This window comes from Larkinella terrae, assembly GCF_009668025.1.
GTDB lineage: Bacteria > Bacteroidota > Bacteroidia > Cytophagales > Spirosomataceae > Larkinella > Larkinella terrae.
The window spans coordinates 62,242-78,221 of the sequence record NZ_WJXZ01000018.1 but is presented as its reverse complement, the minus strand read 5'-3'; the positions used below and the strand labels follow the sequence as shown (position 1 = coordinate 78,221).

Below are 15,980 nucleotides of genomic sequence, written 5' to 3'. Positions count from 1 at the left end.
CTTTTCCAAAATCAAGCGCTATTAACAGGACGTTTTCTGAACTAAATACTAATGAGCAGTTGAGAGGGAATTTGCACTCTTTCCATAAATGTTTTATAGCTCAGATTATGAAAATGACTAAACTAAGATTAATGGTTGTGTCAATCCTGGTAGTAACCAAGCTTCACGTAAAATTCATCTACCACCTCTATAACTAGTCATCGCTTTACTCGCATCCGGTAATAGTCATTTCCCCTCAGAGGTAGCTCCTACTTACTACTGTAAGCTATTTTCTTGAACGGCTTGGGCAGTAAGGAACCTGATCGCAATCGACAATCATCTTTGAGCAGTTTCAATAGCATCTCCTCATTTTTGATTACTACTTGATAGATCCCAATCGCTTGGGTGTCGCAGGGACTAGTCCCACTTACTTTTTGCCAGATCAGTGAATCGCCTTTCATCATATAAGTCATCGTTTCCAGCAACTGCTTATCCGCTACGGTATACATCCTCATCGTGTCTGCTCCATACTGAAGCACAACCTCCACCACTTTGCTCGTCTCGACAGACCCTTGCCAAGCGGAATTGGTTAACTGGTTTTTTACTTGGGCAGTAGCCGTTAGGCTAGCCCCTAGTAGAAGCGTAATGGCAAAGAATCGTTTCATAAGGTAAACTAGTGATTAGTCATTTTAGGAAGGTTAAATCTATTAATATTGAACAATTGGCCTTAGCGTATAACTACGCGATTTCAACGTATGCTACTAAAATAGGTTAACAAAGGGGAATAAGATTGATTGTCAGCCTGATATTGGACGGTTATTTTACTGGTCAAAAATTTTAATAAACCATAAATCAGCAAGCCGAGTAGGAAGGCCATAAGCAATCCACCAATTATCGAAGCGATTACCCATTGCACATGGGATAAATGAATCACAACATCAGTCTTCATTTTTGGGACTATATTTTTACAGCAGATTATTTACTGGAAGAGCCAACGCTTTTGCATTTATTCGAATCCTACTTAAAAATCCATCTAGATTATGCGCCTGATTTTATCCTTTCTATTTCTGGCTGTTTTCATTGGTTGTGAGGAGAAAATGGATCCTAGCTCAAATTGCATTGAGAAGCCCCGAGATGAGTCTGGTTGTTATACAGTCTATTCTCCTGTTTGCGGCTGCAACGGAAAAACTTATAGTAACGATTGCGAGGCTAAAGCACATGGAATTCTATCCTATTCAGCAGGTGAATGTCAGGAGAAGTAACGCAGACCCGTCCATCAAACGAGTGATTGAATTTCAGCCAAACAGACTTCTTGATAGCGTATTGATTATCAAAATGTTGCTTAAATTAATTTAGAAACTCATTCCAAAAATCAACGTGCGGAAACAAACGCAGTTTACGAGTTAGAGAACCGGGGCTTGTGGAAAAAAGCAAACAGCCATTCTGTAAAACCCGTTATAAATCCAGGTACAAATCCACCGCCTGCACCGTCACCTTATCCGTCTGCTTCTCAATCACCGACTCAACCGCATCCGATACGTTGGCCAGCAGGTCATAACCGGTTTTGCTCTCGATATCATCGACACTGACCCGGTAATTACTCCAGGACTGCTCACTGGCTGCATTTGGGTTGGATATCCAGTCCCCAATAACCCGCGTTTGAGCGGTGATCCGGATGAGATCTTCACTGCCTACCGGTAACGCGACAATCACCTTTCGATTCATACCAGCAAAGAACGAAAATTACCCTATTCCTACGCTGGTTTATTCTTTTGGTTTGGCGACATGGTAGTTTTGAATTTCAAAGTCATCCCGTACCTGAAGCAGGTCAATACCCAACGAACCTGGCCCCTCTTCGGATGACACTATTTTCTGCAATGTACCTAACTGAGTTCCTACCTCGGCAGGAACAGATGAAAAATCATCTTCCCGGTCTTCCGGTAGGACCAGATACCAGGTAGGATGATTGGTGGATCGGTAGATATGGGTGATCATGGCCAGTCGGGGTTTGATTTTCCTATTAACTCCCTGCGGATGAAATAGGTAGATTAATTCGATGCAGTGGACTAATAACCAGCAGTGTTTTTATTGCTTGGGGTGAGTAATAGTCTGAAGAGCGTCATGCAAAAGACATGTAAGCAATAGAATATACCAACTGGTTAGAAATTCGCGGGTTGATGATCTGCGTCTTTTTGTTTTTACGCTTACCAGGTTTGCTTACCGGTCGGCTTATTGCACAAATTCACCAGATTTGGTGCTTAGACCCCAAACGTATTATTGCCAATAATTAACCAATCGATGAGCAAATTCACCTATTTGCCTACATTTTTTTTTCAATTTACTATTTAATAACCACGTTTGGAGTAGCTAAATGAAGTCCTGGGAAAAAATGCTATTAGGAAACTTTCTTTATTCGATTATCAACTACTTTTTCTGCATATACTCATGGCTATAAAGGGTATAGAAACTGGGATTCATTTCCAGCAAAGTATCACGGTTAACCCCTCACTAACAGTTCCATCTGTTTCCAGTGCTTTTTCTGGATTTGAAAATATGCCTGAGGTATTCGCAACTGCCTTTCTAGTCGGATTTGTCGAATGGACCTGTATCGAGGCACTTCGCCCGTATTTGACTAGTGATGAAAGAACCGTTGGAACCTATATTGACATTAGTCACTGTGCGGCCACACCGGTTGGAATGGTTGTCATTGCTGAGGTGGAACTGATAGAAATAATCGGACGGAAATTACGGTTCAAAGTGCTCTGTCGTGACGAGAAGGAGCTCATTAGTGAAGGATTTCACGAACGATTTATTATCAATTATGAGAAATTTCTAGAGCGCGTAAAAAAGAAACAGAGTTAAGTTAAGCAACCAGGCAACATTGTAAGTTTACACCAAAGGCATTGTGCTACTTCCCTGGGAACGATAGTTGGCTTATTTCATTCGGAGGATGACTAGATGAGAATTCTGAAAATGTTAAAAAAACGTAATCAGCTTCAACTGATTTAGACTGATCGTATCTTCGCAAGGAAACGAAACGGTCGAAATCATGAAAGAATATTCTTTGCTGAAAAAGTCAGCTATTGTCCTATCAGTATGTGCGTTTCTTTTAGCTTTAAGCCTGATTGCCATCTCCTATGTCGAGCGGGGTCAACTATTTTAACCTTCAAATGAAAATGTGTCAATGAAGACTTTGATTGACTTCTAATTAAGTCCACCAAGCGAGCGGTTTTTGTCCTGATCGGTGGGATCGATCAGTAGCCTCAGCCCGGAGAAAATTCGGTCTTGGTTTACATTCTACTTCGGCGGGCGTCATTTTCCCGTTTTACTCTCTTTTCCGTCAGGTATTCACTCAAATCCACCTGTTGTTGACTCCGGCTCTACAGGCGATGACTCCGGCCGCTACTTTTGCAGCGATCAATAGTGATCACTTATTCATATATACAACAAATTAAAATGAACATGACCAACAAAGTTGGCGTCCTGACGTTGACGCTAAGCGTACTGTGCTTTTTCTCGTGTGAAAAGTTACAGATGGCTCCAGGCCAGACAATTGAACCCACTTCAAATGCTTCCAGTCTCCAGAACACTTCATCCGCTTTCTTAGGAAAGACCAGTTACCAGTTAACTTCCTTTGATAAGTCTAATTTAACCTATTATCCGGACGGACGAATCTGGCGGGTCCAGGAAAAAGACGTACCGAGCGGCTACTACCTCGAATTCCAATATGCTCCCAACTGGATTACGGCTACCCAACATAGTCCTGAAGGAAAAATGGTGCAGGAAACTTTCCTGTTGAATGCCAAGGGGCAATGCTATCATTCTGATTATTACGGTTTTTTGTTGGATAAGAACGGGGTCTGGCTGCATTCGTGCGAATATCAGTACAACAATGCCAACCAACTAGTCCGGATCAACCTGAAATCGGATCCGGGTGGATCGGTTTTTCCCAGCCGCCGGGAGTTTACTTATGATGCCTATGGGGACCTGATCCGGATTGAGAGTTTTAATACAACCAACTTTAAAATTGGTGAGGAGGTTTTTGCCTATACATCTGCCAGCCAACCCCGTAAGGTTGATCAATACCCGCTCAATCATCACTATTCGTTAGCTTGTTACGCTGACTTCCTGCCCATATTTGGGAAGCTTAACAAGCACCTGCTTCGGTCCACCGTTCATACCTCCTTCTCACCGCAGGGAAAGGCTCCGATCGTTTCCAATAAAACCGTGAAGTATAATAGCTTCAATCGGGATGGGTTTGTGTTGGATATGGATGTATCCTACGGCGGTAATGGTCATAAAATCCTTTCTACGTACGCCATTCTGCCATAAGGCTGGTTAGTCCTATCAACGGAGTCAGCCCAAAGTTCGGATGACTCCGTTGATAAGTTTACTTAAACGACGCTGTTGCGGCAGGACCGGTTTTTAAGCCGATAGCCGTACAATCCTCTGCGTGCCTTCACCCGATAGAATTATTGTGCTCGATTCCCTGGCCTGGGACGAATGATTTCTTCCAGCCGGGAAAAGTCGACCAGCGCTTCCCGCACCCGGGAGCCAGAAAGATTTTGAGCCGCAGCACCAAATCACTTTACTTTTCGCTGCCAGATGCAAACTGCCTCCTACTCTTTTTCGTTTATCCTCCAGATAACTTGTTCATCAACATGACTAACCAGCGATTTGAAACCGTGCCCTCCCCGCTTCCGTCGGTGCATGATCAGATCACCCGTAGCCTGAAATTGGTCCACTCGGCAGCGCACCGGATTACCCAAAAATTAACCCATCTTCAGCATCAAAACCGGTTTAACCGGGAGCAAATTCTGGAAGCCGAGGCCCGAATCGACCAACTGCTGGCGAAGCTTAAAGAATCCAATCCGCTCCTGACCGATCAGAACGCCCGGCATCAGGAGCCGGTAGCTGATCCGACCCCGCCGGAGGAGATCGAGCAACTACGCCGACAGCTCCAGCAGCGCAGTGGATTACTTCGCCAAAGCGCCCACGATTTGAAGAGCAATTTCGGTATCATTCTCAGTGCCACCAGCCTGCTGGCCCAATCCCAGACGGATGCCAAACGCCAGCAAATGCTGGATATGCTTCGGCGCAATCTCGGCCAGGCCAACCAGCTGATCAACCAACTGCTGGACGTAACCCGGCTGGAAGCGGGGGAAGAGCGTCGGCAGTTGACCACCTTCGATGTCGCCGATCTGCTGGGCGGTCTGATAGAGAGTATCCGGCCCCTGGCCGACGAGAAGTGTCTGTGGGTGCAAAAACAAGGCGTCGATTCGTTGTTGATCGAAAGCGATTATGTTAAGCTGTACCGGATTGCGCAAAACCTGCTGCTCAATGCGATCAAGCATACCAAACTTGGGGGCATTACGCTGGGTTGGGAAAGCGGAATAGACCGGCAGGAGTGGTATCTGACCATTACCGATACGGGTCCCGGCCTGCCCGGCGGAAGTCACCGGGGCTCAGGCGAGGGAATCGGACTACTCATTGTCAGGCAGTTATGCACCCTACTAGATGCGCAACTTTCCGTAGAAGAACCGAATGGGGCCGGCACCCGGTTTATAGTAACATTCCCGCTCCGGTATTCAAACCCGGCTGTACAAATACCGGTTTTCTCCAGCCGGTCTGACGTTCCTTTTCCTAAGGTTCAATCATAAAATAAACATATAGGCATACTGGGCCGTTTTCTCACTTTATAGAGCAAACGCTAAACAGTTTTCCGGCGCCACTGGTGCTGGCCCCGGGTTCCTATTCTATGACCACACCTCTCCTTTGGATTGTCGATGATGATGAAGATGACCTCTGGCTGATGGAGCAAGCCTTACGGTCCGGAAATTCGTTGTGTGATCTGCGTACGTTTCCGAATGCAAACGAGGTGTTAGCGGTTTTAAGCGCCCCGTTCCTCCTCCCCCAGTTGCTGCTCATCGATTATAATCTACCGGGTATGAATGGCTACGAGCTGACCAAATACCTGCAAAACATCCCCATTTTTCATCCGGTGAGCATTCTCTGGATAAGCGCGGAACTGAATCCGGCCTGGGAAAAGCAGGCCGGCGAACTGGCTATTCAGGAGTGCTGTACCAAGCCAATGGTTTATGCCGACTGGCAGGATTTCATGCAGCGAATCTGCGCCTTTGGATTAGGAAGAAGAATGAAATGAAAAAGCCGGTCAGCCGGGTAACCCGTTTTTGGGAAATCGAACAAATCTCACCCCTGATTTGTCATTCGGGGATCTACAAATGAGAAAATGAACAATTCGTGGTTCGATCCGTTATACTCTTCTATACTTTCCTAGTCAACGACGGATATGCACCAGAGCGAAAAGGCGGGTAAAGGGCACCGGAAGGGGGCTACTATCCTGGTAATCGAAGACAATAAAGATCAATGGGCGTTCATTCAACGCGCTCTTGAAGCCACTTTTGCGGATTTCAAGCCGATCTGGGTTCCCAACGTGCAGCAGGCCATTGAGTACCTGACCGACTGTCAAAAGATTGGGTTGCGGTTGCCTTACCTGATTCTGTTGGATCTTTACCTGCCCGAACGGGAAGTGGGATGGCAGTTGCTCGAACAGATTCGATCCCTGGACGATCCGATCGGTCAGTTGCCCATTATTTTGCTGAGTTCTTCGGACGATAAAGACGATATCACGCACTCCTACGAACGGGGCATCACTTCCTATATAATTAAACCCACTAATTATCCCGCCTGGGTCGAGTCTTTTCAGACCCTGAAAGAGTACTGGCTGGATACGGTTTCGCTACCGGGTTCGAGTTCGTATTTTTGATCGGTCAGTGCCGGAATCTTTTTGCATTGACAAGACCGGATTGCGTCCGCTTTCCGATCTTTAGGGCATGAAACACGTTCTGCTGCTGGTTCTGCTATTGGTTGAGGTCGGCGCTACCGCCCAGGTGCTGCGAAAACGAACCGTCAAATTAATGGGCAGCCGGTTCGACATTACCCTCGTCGCGAACGACTCCCTCTCCGCCGAACGGCATATCGACCTGGTGATCGCGGAAGTGACGCGAATCGAAAATTTGATCTCCGACTGGAAAGACGACTCCCAGATTTCCCGCGTCAATCAAAATGCCGGGATCGGCCCGGTTCGGGTGGACCCCGAAGTATTTGCCCTGACCGAGCGGGCACTCCATTTCTCCCAAATCACGAACGGTGCTTTCGACATTAGCTTTGCGGCCATGGATCGTATCTGGAAATTCGACGGGTCGATGACGGAAATGCCGAGTCCGGAAGCGGTTAAAAAATCGGTTGAACAGGTCGGTTATCAGAACATCGTGCTGGACAAGGCCCATTCCACTATTTTTCTGAAACGGAAAGGCATGAAAATCGGCTTCGGCGCGCTGGGCGAAGGTTATGCCGCCGACCGCTGCCGGGACCTGATGCTGGCCAAAGGCATCAAAGCCGGGATTGTCAACGGTTCGGGCGATATGAGCACCTGGGGCCAACAACCCGACGGCCGCGACTGGACGGTGGGCATTACCAATCCTATCCAAAGAGATACGGTTTTTGCGATTGTGCCGCTGCGCCAGAGTGCCGTCGTCACTTCCGGCAGTTACGAAAAGTTTGTGGTATTCAACGGCAAACGATACGCGCACATCATCAACCCCCGCACGGGTTACCCGGCCACCGGCCTCAGCAGCGTGACGGTTTTTGGCCCCAGCGCCGAAACCGCAAACGGTTTCAGTACGTCGATGATGGTGCTGGGAAAAGAAGCCGGTTTGAAGTTATTGAAAAAATACCCCGAATACAGGTGCATTCTGGTCACCGACGACGGCCGGATTTTTACTTCGCCAAATCTGGATATTAAAAAATATCGGCTGTAGAAACCGCCAATGGCTGGTTAATAGCAATCCATCAACACCTGACCGTGTGATTGATAGAAGCTCACACTTTTGCCAAGTTTCGCCTGACAGATGGTTTCGAGCAGCGCAACGACGTCCTTTTGCATTGATAGCGAACCGCAGATCATGATGACACCCCTGGTATTCAGTACATTCGCAAGAAAGTCGGCGTCGTGGGCGAGCAGGTGACTGACGTACTGCTTCTCCCCTTCCCGCGAATACGCCACGTGGAGATTGGTGAGTTTCTGCGTCGAATGGCTTTCTTCCAGAAAAGCCCGATACAAGTCAAACGATGCGCTTTCCCGAAAACCGCTGTACAAATGGCAGGGCATTTTCCGGGTATTCTGGTTGATCATCCCCAGAAACGGCGCAATGCCGGTGCCATTGGCAATCATGACCACGACAGGAGCGGTTTTCGGAAAATGGAAATGATCGTTGTTGACAATTCGGGCCTGAATCGTTTCGCCGGGCGATAACCGGTGCAAAAAGCCGGAACCAATGCCCTTCGGGTGCAATCGGACGCTGAGTTGCAGTTCCTGCTCCACGATGCCAATCGAATAGAGACGTTCACGGTGGTCGTTGGCGGGATAAATCGCCAGCAGATCGCCCGAGGTAACGCTCTGATTCCGATGGCTTTTTAAGCGAATCAAGAAGGTACCGTCGGGTCGGGCGGTTTGGGTGATGCTAACGACAGTCATGGGTTCAAGCTGGAATGCCGGTGCTTTCAGCAACTCCGTCGAAACCGGTAGCGGCAGGTTGGTTTGCTGTGACCAGGCTTCGGCCCATAAGCCAAAATCATCCGGCGATTTGTCGTTTACTGTATGAATATCGACCAGTGGAACGGCCCACGATTGGCGCGCCAGCAACTGATTCAACTCGAAAGCGAACTGGCAGAAATCCGGATAGGAATGGGATCCAAACCCAACCACCGAATAACGAACGGGCTGTAGCTGTGGATGTTGATCGACCAGCGTAGCAAATTTTTTCGCGTTGGTTGGCGCATCACCCAGCCCGTACGTAGCCGTAATGGCAATCAGGAATTCGGCTTTGGGAAAAACCGTATAGTTATTCAGTTCGGTCAGGTACGATTTCTCCCCCAGCTTAAGTAGTTGTTGATGAATCAATTGCGCATACCGGAAGGTACTTCCGTTTTCCGAACCAACCAGAATGATAAACCGGCTTTCGTCGGCGGAATACGTATTTTTTCTGACGCGGTTGGCCAGCCGCTTCCAGCTAATGGCAAAACCGGAATAAATGAAAAAGAGAATGTTCGCGGAAGCCACGGCCAGAATGACAGCCCAGATGGCGCTCGTCCGGCCGGTGTGTAAATCCAGGCTCAGGTTGGTCAGTAAAACGGCGGTTGGGTAGCGGTTTTCGCTCAGAATATCGCCGGTGATCTGGTTGACGGTCAGCTCCCGGTCCCTGAGTTTCAGCGTGTAGTAATCTTCCACATCTTCCGAAAACGGAAATTCGATGGTTTGCACCTCCGCCAGCCGGGTGTTCTGAAAAACCGCAAAGTCGGTTAGCTTCCGCTGCGGTTTTGACTGAATGGCGTCAAAGTCGATTTTGGGCGTGACTTTCTCCGTTGCCACCAGCCCAAACCGGGCCAGCGAGAGGTAGGTTCCCGAAAGCGCAATGACAAAAATCGGAATCAGCGATAGTCGCCCCAGCACGACGTGGTAATACTGGGCAAAATTATCCCGGACGATTCGGGCAAAAAACCGCTTCAAACCGCGCTGGCGCTGGATGATCAGCATCGTGCCGGAAACCGTAATCAGCAGCAGCAGAAAGGCCGTGAGGCCAATGAAAAACCGCCCGGCTTCGTGCAGAAACAGCGAGCGGTGCAGGGCCGTCACCCACTGAAAAAACTCACTTTGCGGGCTGGGATTCCCCAGGATTTTGCCCGTCTGCGGATCAATGTAAGCCGTCCGGTTTTTGCCGTCGGCATCGATTCCTTTGATCTGCACAAACTGGTTGGCATCGATGCTCAATTCACTGATTTCGGAATATTTTTTTTTGAGAACCGGCAGCGTCTGCGCCAGCGTAAGTTTGCTAAAACCGTCGGTTCGATAAGGCTGGATTTTCTGCGCAACGGGCTCAAACGCCAGGATAACGCCCGTGACGGAAACGAGGAGCAATAAAAGAAAAGAAGATACAGCCAGGGCTAAGTGGCTGTATCTCCAGACAGAAATGGTCATAAATCCGGCCGCTGTTAATGGGCAACTCAGTTGCCAGTATTGGGGCTGAAGCGAACGTAACGAATGAAACCCGTCCCTTCACTTTTGGCGGAAAGCCCTTCCGTCGTAAGCGGAATTTCGATGTCTTTCGCGTGATCCTCTTTATCTTCCACGGCGCTCTCGAACCGCAGTTTGTAATCCTTGTTAAGCTTCGAATTATCGATTTCCAGCACGATCACGCTGCGATCTCCACCAGCCACCGACGCCCCGGAAATGGCGCTGATGTTAGGCGTTTTTTTGCCCAGCGCCTTGTACCAGGCCTTCACGTCCTTGTACCATTTTTTATCGGAACCGAGCACGTACAGGGTTTTCTCGTAAGCGCCCTTCCCATCCACCAGCGACACGGCGATGTACGCTTTCTCGCCCATGTAATTGGTCATCTGGATCATGCACTTATATTGGCTGGTGCCGGACTGAGCCATCAAAACCGATGATGCGGCCAGAGTCATGGCTAGCGCCAGCACGCCGATTTTATGCAAACAAGTCATACTATTTCAGGAAGTTAACGGATACGTTGCTTTTCGATAGCGATTCATTTTCGCTCGCCAGATCGAAAGCGGTTTCTTTAAAATTGGTCGCAATATCTTTCTTGGCACCGATCGACAGCAGGTATTTCAGGATGGCATCGTCTTTCGATAGCATGGCGGCTTTGTGCAGGGCCGTAATGCCTTCCTTGTTTTTGCCGTTCACATCGATCTGGAGAGGTTCCAGTTTTTTGAGCAGCAACAGGTCGTTTTTGGCTACCGCCAGGTGATACAAGGTGTTACCGTTTTTCTGCGAAGCCTTGATATCCAACCCTTTTTCCTGCAACAGCTTCAGTTTCGCGTCAAATTCCTCAGAGCGTGCCGGATGGTAGGACTGCACCAGGTAAGCGACCAGGTTATCACCGGTTTTGTCGGTTACCTTCGCATCAGCGCCTTTATTCAGCAGATAACCAACGACTTCGGGCGAGTTGCCGCGCACCGCCAGGGTCAATGCCGTCGCCCCTTTCTCGTTGCTCTGGTTGATGTTTTTCACTTTTGGTTGCAGCATTTCCAATACGCTCAGGTCGCGATTGGCGGAAGCGGCATACATAAAAACCGTATTGCCTTCGTCGGCGGCCTGATTAACATCGACGCCTTTATTCAGGAAATATTGAATGATTTCATTCTGTTTCGGCCGACGAACCAACGCGTGCAAAACGTTTTCACCGGCTTTGTTGGTGGCAGTCGGCTTGAGGTTCAGGCTTTCCAGATATTGATACACCTCGATCGGGTTCGCGCCCTGCCGACCGCCCTGGCTGGCCATGATCAGCGCGTTGTCGCTGGCCGGAACACCCCGCTGCAGCAGCGCTTTCAGCAGGTCGATGTTACCGCTCCGGGCCGCGTAGCTAAACGCATTGTTGCCAATGGCATCCGTGCTTTTCAGGCTCAGTCCCTTCGAAACAAAATAATCGGTCAGTTTGAAATCTTTGTCGTTGGCAATGGCAATCAGCAAGGCATTGGCGCCGTCGGGATTCAGGTCTTTTTTCAGATCGGCACCGTTTTTCAGGCAGAGGTCATAGACCTGCGTGTTGGGTTGCCCGGCACCGGCCGCAAAATTCAAAACCGTCATGCCGTGGCTGTCCACCACGTTGGTTTTCGAGCCCTTCGAGAGCAGGTATTCCATCAGCTCCACATTGCCCCGGATAGCCGCCCAGTGCAGGTAAATCCGGCTGTCGTGCGTGATTTTGTTTACTTCATTACCGGGTTGCGCCAGCAGGTATTTGATCGTCTCATTCGGGGCCTGGGCGTTGATCGCCATGACGACGGGATCAAAGCTAGCGGCATTGAACTGCGAGGGGCTGTTGCCTTTTTCAATTTCCGCCTTCACCTGATTCACTTCCGGTTTTCCCTGCCAGAACGCCGATTCCAACAGGACGTTTTTCTGAGCCTGAGCGGAAAACGTGAGACCGACCAGAATGGCGACGAATAGTTTTTTCATATCAATCTGCTTGAGTTGAAATGCTGATAGGATGGATTAATGTTCCGCACCAATCCGAAACAGCTCGCAAATTAATAAGATTAAGTCTAAATAAGGCGCTTTTATTTCCACTAATTTTGATTCCCCTTGAAATCAGCGACCGAATGATTCGTTTACACCACTTCTGCTAATCGCTGGAATGAGGGCAAGGCAGTTGAAAACCGGTTTTATAACCAATTAATAATCTGGCAGAAGAAACCCAAAGGGATCCGAAGGCAAGCGATTGAGAAAAGGAGAAAAAACGGTTTTTAATGTGTTGACGTTGTCAAGGAGAAATTTGAAACCTTACTCGCTTCGCAGGCTTTTCACGGGGTTTAGCAAGGCTGCTTTGATGGCCTGATAGCTCACCGTCAAAACCGTGATAAGCAACGCCACCACCAGCACCCCGACAAACACGCCCACCCCAATCGTTATCTTGTAGGTATAGCTCTCCAGCCAGGTATTCATCGCGTACCAGGCAATGGGCGAAGCGATCAGACAGGAAATGATAACGAGCAGAACGAAGTCTTTCGATAGCAGCCCCCACACGTTTGTCACACTGGCTCCCAGTACTTTACGAATCCCAATTTCCTTGATCCGCTGCTCGGCCATGAACGAAGCCAGCCCGAACAGGCCCAGGCACGAAATGAAAATGGCCAGCACCGAAACAATCGCGGAAAGATTGCCGATGAGTTCTTCGTAATAGAATTTTTTGGCGTACTCGGTATCCGAAAACTTGTAATCGAACGGAAAACCGGGATTGTATTTGTCGAAAATCGGAGTCATTTTCTCAATGGCGACCGCAGGCGCCACGTTTGGAATGATGCGCACGCACAGGAAGCCGAACCAGTTTTTGTCCTTTTCAAAAACAATGGTCAACGGACGGACAGTTTGGTAAGGTGACCATTCCATGACGATGTCGGGAATGACGCCCACTACGGTCCGGTCCCTACCACCCCACCGGACAATTTCACCGACCGGTTTTTTCAGCCCCATGCGTTTGACGGCCGCTTCGTTCAAAATGACACCCGAGGAATCGGTTGCGAAGTCCCGGGAAAAATCCCGGCCTTGACTGAGCTGTATTCCCATCGTTTTGACGTAATCGAAATTGGTGGCAATGGTCGTAAAAATGGCGGCATCATCATCGGGAGTTGACCCTTTCCATTTCCAGCCGCCGTTCGAGCTCCACCATTGGGTCGGGGGCGAATTGGACTTACAAATCGAAGAAACCGCTCCCGTCGCCAGCAATTCGGCCCGGAGGGTTTCAAAATGATCCAGTAAATCGGACGAAGAATTGACGGAAATGAGCCCTTCACGCGTAAAACCAATGGGGCGGTTTTTGCCGTACTGCATCTGCTGATAAATGATGATGGTCGCAATCATCAGCACAACGGAAAAGGTAAATTGAACAACAACTAGAATTTGCCGGGGTAACGACGCGCTTTTTCCCACGCGAAAACTCCCTTTCAGAATCTTGACGGGGTTGAACGACGACAAATAAAGCGCCGGATAACTGCCCGCCAACAGCCCCGTAACAACCGTAAAAACCAGTACGATGCCCCAGAAAACGGGATTTCCGAATTCGACGGTCATCGTTTTTCCGGTAAGCGAATTGAAATAAGGCAATGAAAGCAACACCATTCCAAAAGCCAGCACCAGCGCCAGAACGGCAATCAGGGTCGATTCACTTAAAAACTGCCCAATCAGCTGCTCGCGGCCCGATCCAACGGCTTTCCGAACGCCAACTTCTTTAGCCCGTTTTTCCGACCGGGCCGTGCTGAGGTTCATGAAGTTGATACAGGCAATGATCAGAATGAACAAGCCGAAAATTCCGAACAAACGCACGTATTTAATAAAACCGCCCGTATTCCGGCCCTCTTCAAACTCGGAATAAAGTCGCCATTTGGCCATCGGGTGCAGAAAGATTTCGGGTTTGATGACGTTGCGCACATTGGGACCATCCGACAAATGGTTCAGCACGACATCCTTAATTTTCGCGTTGGTCTGCTCGGGATTTATACCGTCTTTCAACTGCACATAAAGTCCCCAGCCGTTGTTTCCCCAATTCTGCTTCATATACTTATTGACCCAATCGTACATGTTTTCCTGCAGGTTCCAGGGCAGCAGGTAGTCAAATTGAAGCGTCGCATTTTGGGGCTGTTTGGCGACCACCGCCGTCACCTTTAGATTCACTTTATTATCCAGTTTGAGGATTTTGCCCACCGGGTCCTGGTTTCCGAAAATGGTCCGGGCGGTTTCGTCCGTCAGCACAATCGAGTACGGTTCTTTCAATGGTTTTTTATCGCCGTTCAGAATGTGGAGCGAAAACATGTCAATGGCGTCTTCCCCAATGAACTGACCGGTTTTCAGGAATTTTTGATTTCCGAAAATCAGCGAACGATTGCCGTTGCCCCGGTCAAACATCGCCACCGCCTTAAAGTCCGGGAACTTCGTCTTCAATTCTTCGCCGATGGGATAAGGCAAGGCGTCCTGCGTGCCCCGCCGACCATCAAAAGTCTGGTTCATTTTTACCTGATAAAGGCTTTCGTAATTTTTATGATGCCGATTGGCCGACACTTCATCATTGATCCAGATGCCGATCAGCATCGTCACGGCCATGCCCACGGCTAACCCACCGATGTTGATGAATGAATATCCCTTGTGCTTGGCCAGGTTGCGGAAAGCGAGCTTTAAATAATTGCGTAACATCGTCGTATGGGTTGGGTTCGGGTAGTCACTCGGTTTACATTTTATCATTGAGAGCCGGACGTACGCCAGTATTTCCCGCCAGTAACGTTGTCGGGCTTTGGCGGTTCCCAGTCGTTGGGCGCGCCGGTAGTATCGCTCGTGCAGATCCCCCAGCACTTCTTCACGCCAGTGGGGAGCGATCAGCCACAGAAGCAACCGGTCAAGCCAGCGCGGTGGCCCGGGGTCTCGCGGAACGTCAGAGTCATTTCGCTGCATAGGAAAATAGAAGAAAGCACAATGCTTTATTTCTTCTATTTCTGTATGTCAAATGAAATGCCAAAGATTAAAAATGCCTTTTCTGAATTGGAAAAGGCATTTTTCGTGTATAATAACGGAAGTTGAATGTCCAGAAACGGACAGCAAGCGGACAGTTGCGGACAGCAATCGAATGCTGAAAACCGCCCGTTAGTCTTTGATCAGGTGCTTGGTATACCCGGCTTTGATCAGAGCTTCGTAGGCTTCCCAAACCGCTGGCGGTATTTCCTGCGGAATCTGAAACCCTTTTTGCGGATACTCCCGGATTCGTTGCAAATCCCCAACCATGATGTTAATCACCTGTTCCTGCGACAGATCCGGGTTTGAATACTGATCGAGGTATTCTTCGTAGGAAGTTTGCGGAGAAGTCACGCTGACCGGTTTTTCGGGCCACAGCTTGCGGAAAGTAGCAAAGCTCCGGCGTTCCATGTAGGGCTTCTGGACCAGAATAAATCGCGCCGGGTCCAGGTTACGATCGGTCAGCAATTGGCGGGTAAAAAGCACGTTCTCGCCGGTGTTCGTCGACCGGTTTTCGACAATGATCGCACTCGCCGGAACTCCCATTTCAACGGCGATCCGGGCAAATTGATCGGCTTCGGGTTCACTCCACATGGTTCGGGTAATGACGCCCAGTCCACCGGAAAAAATAAGCACCGGCGCCCAGCCCTCAAGCCAGAGTTGGGCTCCGCGTTCTGCCACCCGTTTATCGTAGCTACACAGCACCAGAATGGCGTCAGCGGGTTGCAGCGGCTGATGAAGCTGGTGGTAATTCCAAAGTTTTTTGGCCAGGGCGTGAATATCGGCTGAAATTTGATTCGTCATGATTGCGATGGACTGATTAATGGTCGATTCGGATGGGTTCATGTTCCCATTTTCATCCATTCAGCAAGTTGCGACCATTTTCCAAAACCGCCAACCGTTC

At 49.0% G+C, this 15,980-nt stretch carries 15 protein-coding genes; 7 read left to right on the top strand and 8 right to left on the bottom strand.

All coding sequences use genetic code 11. From position 1 onward, the window contains the following. Window positions 1-248: 248 nt before the first annotated feature. Window positions 249-644: a hypothetical protein gene (locus GJJ30_RS31085; protein ID WP_154179140.1), complete on the bottom strand. Its 396-nt coding sequence runs from the start codon at window positions 642-644 to the stop codon at window positions 249-251. Between the two features lie 375 nt (window positions 645-1,019). Between GJJ30_RS31085 and GJJ30_RS31080 the strand changes: the two genes are divergently transcribed. Next, entirely contained in the window at window positions 1,020-1,241 is a 222-nt protein-coding gene (locus GJJ30_RS31080) for a Kazal-type serine protease inhibitor domain-containing protein (RefSeq protein WP_154179139.1), read from the top strand. Window positions 1,242-1,434: 193 nt separating this feature from the next. On the opposite strand, the gene GJJ30_RS31075 is transcribed toward GJJ30_RS31080, so the two are convergent. Together GJJ30_RS31075 and GJJ30_RS31070 are read right to left on the bottom strand one after the other, a co-directional pair. Next, a complete protein-coding gene (locus GJJ30_RS31075; protein WP_154179138.1) occupies window positions 1,435-1,704 on the bottom strand; it encodes a DNA/RNA non-specific endonuclease in 270 nt (89 codons plus the stop codon). Between the two features lie 39 nt (window positions 1,705-1,743). Further along, window positions 1,744-1,974, bottom strand: a complete 231-nt coding sequence (locus GJJ30_RS31070) for a YcgL domain-containing protein (RefSeq protein WP_154179137.1) — start codon at window positions 1,972-1,974, stop codon at window positions 1,744-1,746. Window positions 1,975-2,424: 450 nt separating this feature from the next. Between GJJ30_RS31070 and GJJ30_RS31065 the strand changes: the two genes are divergently transcribed. The 6 genes from GJJ30_RS31065 (at window position 2,425) to GJJ30_RS31040 (ending at window position 7,820) form a co-directional block, all read left to right on the top strand. Next, window positions 2,425-2,841, top strand: coding sequence for a thioesterase family protein (locus GJJ30_RS31065; protein ID WP_154179136.1), 417 nt, complete (start codon window positions 2,425-2,427; stop codon window positions 2,839-2,841). A 600-nt stretch (window positions 2,842-3,441) separates the two neighbouring features. Further along, complete coding sequence (locus GJJ30_RS31060) at window positions 3,442-4,311, top strand: DUF4595 domain-containing protein (protein ID WP_170299314.1); 870 nt, start codon at window positions 3,442-3,444, stop codon at window positions 4,309-4,311. A 329-nt stretch (window positions 4,312-4,640) separates the two neighbouring features. After that, window positions 4,641-5,639 carry a sensor histidine kinase gene (locus GJJ30_RS31055; RefSeq protein WP_154179134.1) on the top strand — a complete coding sequence of 333 codons (999 nt, stop codon included), beginning with the start codon at window positions 4,641-4,643 and terminating at the stop codon, window positions 5,637-5,639. 98 nt (window positions 5,640-5,737) lie between these two features. Continuing rightward, window positions 5,738-6,142: a response regulator gene (locus GJJ30_RS31050; RefSeq protein ID WP_154179133.1), complete on the top strand. Its 405-nt coding sequence runs from the start codon at window positions 5,738-5,740 to the stop codon at window positions 6,140-6,142. Between the two features lie 147 nt (window positions 6,143-6,289). Further along, entirely contained in the window at window positions 6,290-6,766 is a 477-nt protein-coding gene (locus tag GJJ30_RS31045) for a response regulator (protein WP_154179132.1), read from the top strand. A gap of 67 nt (window positions 6,767-6,833) precedes the next feature. Next, entirely contained in the window at window positions 6,834-7,820 is a 987-nt protein-coding gene (locus tag GJJ30_RS31040) for an FAD:protein FMN transferase (RefSeq protein WP_154179131.1), read from the top strand. A gap of 17 nt (window positions 7,821-7,837) precedes the next feature. On the opposite strand, the gene GJJ30_RS31035 is transcribed toward GJJ30_RS31040, so the two are convergent. From GJJ30_RS31035 to GJJ30_RS31015, 5 genes are all read right to left on the bottom strand, one after another. After that, on the bottom strand, window positions 7,838-10,036 hold the full coding sequence (locus GJJ30_RS31035; protein ID WP_154179130.1) for a PepSY domain-containing protein: 2,199 nt from the start codon (window positions 10,034-10,036) through the stop codon (window positions 7,838-7,840). Between the two features lie 26 nt (window positions 10,037-10,062). Further along, on the bottom strand, window positions 10,063-10,563 hold the full coding sequence (locus GJJ30_RS31030; RefSeq protein ID WP_154179129.1) for a DUF2271 domain-containing protein: 501 nt from the start codon (window positions 10,561-10,563) through the stop codon (window positions 10,063-10,065). A gap of 1 nt (window position 10,564) precedes the next feature. Continuing rightward, a complete protein-coding gene (locus tag GJJ30_RS31025) occupies window positions 10,565-12,037 on the bottom strand; it encodes an ankyrin repeat domain-containing protein (RefSeq protein ID WP_154179128.1) in 1,473 nt (490 codons plus the stop codon). Between the two features lie 324 nt (window positions 12,038-12,361). Beyond that, window positions 12,362-15,019 (bottom strand): ABC transporter permease, encoded by a 2,658-nt coding sequence (locus tag GJJ30_RS31020; protein ID WP_229313574.1) that lies wholly within the window; start codon window positions 15,017-15,019, stop codon window positions 12,362-12,364. A 189-nt stretch (window positions 15,020-15,208) separates the two neighbouring features. Then, a complete protein-coding gene (locus GJJ30_RS31015; protein ID WP_154179154.1) occupies window positions 15,209-15,880 on the bottom strand; it encodes a YdcF family protein in 672 nt (223 codons plus the stop codon). Window positions 15,881-15,980 lie beyond the last annotated feature (100 nt).

Excerpts from the sequence above, each read along its gene's own strand:
- GJJ30_RS31085 (WP_154179140.1), bottom strand. The coding sequence starts at position 644 with ATGAAACGATTCTTTGCCATTACGCTTCTACTAGGGGCTAGCCTAACG.
- GJJ30_RS31080 (WP_154179139.1), top strand. The coding sequence starts at position 1,020 with ATGCGCCTGATTTTATCCTTTCTATTTCTGGCTGTTTTCATTGGTTGT.
- GJJ30_RS31075 (WP_154179138.1), bottom strand. The coding sequence starts at position 1,704 with ATGAATCGAAAGGTGATTGTCGCGTTACCGGTAGGCAGTGAAGATCTC.
- GJJ30_RS31070 (WP_154179137.1), bottom strand. The coding sequence starts at position 1,974 with ATGATCACCCATATCTACCGATCCACCAATCATCCTACCTGGTATCTG.
- GJJ30_RS31065 (WP_154179136.1), top strand. The coding sequence starts at position 2,425 with ATGGCTATAAAGGGTATAGAAACTGGGATTCATTTCCAGCAAAGTATC.
- GJJ30_RS31060 (WP_170299314.1), top strand. The coding sequence starts at position 3,442 with ATGACCAACAAAGTTGGCGTCCTGACGTTGACGCTAAGCGTACTGTGC.
- GJJ30_RS31055 (WP_154179134.1), top strand. The coding sequence starts at position 4,641 with ATGACTAACCAGCGATTTGAAACCGTGCCCTCCCCGCTTCCGTCGGTG.
- GJJ30_RS31050 (WP_154179133.1), top strand. The coding sequence starts at position 5,738 with ATGACCACACCTCTCCTTTGGATTGTCGATGATGATGAAGATGACCTC.
- GJJ30_RS31045 (WP_154179132.1), top strand. The coding sequence starts at position 6,290 with ATGCACCAGAGCGAAAAGGCGGGTAAAGGGCACCGGAAGGGGGCTACT.
- GJJ30_RS31040 (WP_154179131.1), top strand. The coding sequence starts at position 6,834 with ATGAAACACGTTCTGCTGCTGGTTCTGCTATTGGTTGAGGTCGGCGCT.
- GJJ30_RS31035 (WP_154179130.1), bottom strand. The coding sequence starts at position 10,036 with ATGACCATTTCTGTCTGGAGATACAGCCACTTAGCCCTGGCTGTATCT.
- GJJ30_RS31030 (WP_154179129.1), bottom strand. The coding sequence starts at position 10,563 with ATGACTTGTTTGCATAAAATCGGCGTGCTGGCGCTAGCCATGACTCTG.
- GJJ30_RS31025 (WP_154179128.1), bottom strand. The coding sequence starts at position 12,037 with ATGAAAAAACTATTCGTCGCCATTCTGGTCGGTCTCACGTTTTCCGCT.
- GJJ30_RS31020 (WP_229313574.1), bottom strand. The coding sequence starts at position 15,019 with ATGCAGCGAAATGACTCTGACGTTCCGCGAGACCCCGGGCCACCGCGC.
- GJJ30_RS31015 (WP_154179154.1), bottom strand. The coding sequence starts at position 15,880 with ATGACGAATCAAATTTCAGCCGATATTCACGCCCTGGCCAAAAAACTT.